General features: G+C 66.4%; 1 protein-coding gene. It reads left to right on the top strand.

Annotated elements, in window-relative coordinates:
• The first annotated feature begins 165 nt into the window (after nt 1-165).
• Nucleotides 166-1,794, top strand: coding sequence for an ISL3 family transposase (locus ON44_RS33735; RefSeq protein ID WP_157187396.1), 1,629 nt, complete (start codon nt 166-168; stop codon nt 1,792-1,794).
• The last annotated feature ends 30 nt before the right edge of the window (nt 1,795-1,824 follow it).

Below are 1,824 nucleotides of genomic sequence, written 5' to 3'. Positions count from 1 at the left end.
GGCTCTGGCGATGATCATGTGACGTGCGCTGGTCGGAGTGTGGGTAAGTCCCCTGGAGTGGTGGGAATGGGATCGGCTGCCCGGCAACCGTTTTCCGGTGTGTCGTGCGTGAGGTTCGGGGGCTGCCGAAGATGATGTCGGGCGTGGATTTCGCAGTGTATTGATGTGCTCTTGCCGCACTTCGCGGCGGTGGCTGTGGATGGTGTCGACCTGGATGGGGATCTGGTGACGTTCCGGGTGCGGGCGAAGGCAGGTGAGGCGGCCTGCTCGGGCTGCCGATGGCGCTCGGGCCGGGTCCATGCCCGCTACCAGCGGCAACTCGCCGACGTCCCGCTGGGTGGCCGTAGGGTGCGGGTAGTCGTATGTATCCGCCGGTTCAAGTGCGTCAACCCCGAATGCTCGCAGTCCACGTTCTCCGAGCAGATCGAAGGGTTGACCACACCGTTCGCCCGCCGCACCCCGCCTTTGACCCGAGCTCTGGTCCGCGTCGCGCTCGCGCTGGCCGGCCGTCCCGGAGCGAGGCTCGCAGCCAGGCTCGCCATGCCATGCTGCCGCGACGTGCTGATCGGTCTGATCCGCGCCCAGCCACTGCCCGAAGCCGGACGGATCGAAGTGCTCGGTGTCGATGACTTCGCGGTTCGGCGCCGCCGCTCCTACAACACCATCTTGATCAACATGGACAATCATCGGCCTGTGGACGTGCTGCCCGACCGCGAGGCCGGCACGCTTGCAGCCTGGCTACGCGAGCACCCCGAAATCCGCACCGTGTGCCGCGACAGAGCTGGGGCCTACGCCGAGGGCATCCGCTCGGGCGCCCCGCAGGCGATTCAAGTCGCGGACCGATTCCATCTGTGGAAGAACCTGTGCGAGGCGGTGGAGAAGACTGTGTCGGCCCACCACCCCTGTCTGCGTAAAGCCGCTGCGGCCCAAGCTATCCCGGGTGAACCGGAGCCCTCCGCGCCCACGCCCGCACAGGCACCCGCCGCCGAGTTCATCGCCGCGCCCCAGCGCAGCTATCGGCTGGCCGAGCGAACCCGGGAGCGATACACCGCGGTACAGCAGTGCCTCGCCCGTGGATTGTCCCGCTCGGCCATCTCACGGGAGTTGAACCTCGACCGCCAGACAGTGCGCCGGTTCGCCAACGCCACCTGTGTGGAGGAACTGCTCGGTAGGGCCGAGCACCGCCTCACCAAGCTCGACCCCTACATCGACCTGGTCAACCGGCGTTGGAACGAGGGCGTGACGAACGCGCAGGCCATCACCTGTGAACTACGGACTCTGGGATTCACCGGAGACGTCCAGACGGTGCGCCGCTACCTCAAGCCCTTCCGGATGCCTGGCACCAGCCGCTGCCGCCCGGACCCGCATCGGCGCAAGCCCACCCCCACCGCTGCGGCAGTCCCAAAGCCACGCAAGATCAGCAGGGCGCTACTCACCCATCCCGACCGTTTGACCGAGCAGGACGCACTGATCGTGAAGAACGCAACCACCGAATGCGTCCATCTGGAACACCTCCAGCAGCACGTCCGCACCTTCGCCAAGATCATGACCCAACGGCGCGGCCTCGAACTACCCGCCTGGCTCGACGCCGTCGAAGCCGATGACCTACCCGAACTGCACAGCCTCGCAATCGGAATGCGCCGCGACCTTACCGCCATCATCAACGGGCTCACCACAGAACACAGCTCCGGCGCTGTCGAAGGCAACGTCACGCGCGTGAAACGACTCAAGCGCGACGGCTACGGCCGGGCGAACTTCGATCTCCTCAGAGCACAGATACTTCTCGCCACCTGAACGGCCGTCACGTGATCGTCGCCAGAGCCC

The organism is Nocardia vinacea NBRC 16497, assembly GCF_000308835.1.
In the GTDB taxonomy this organism is placed as follows: Bacteria; Actinomycetota; Actinomycetes; order Mycobacteriales; family Mycobacteriaceae; genus Nocardia; species Nocardia vinacea.
The sequence above is the reverse complement of the archived record's forward strand: the minus strand, read 5'-3'. Positions and strand labels throughout refer to the sequence as shown.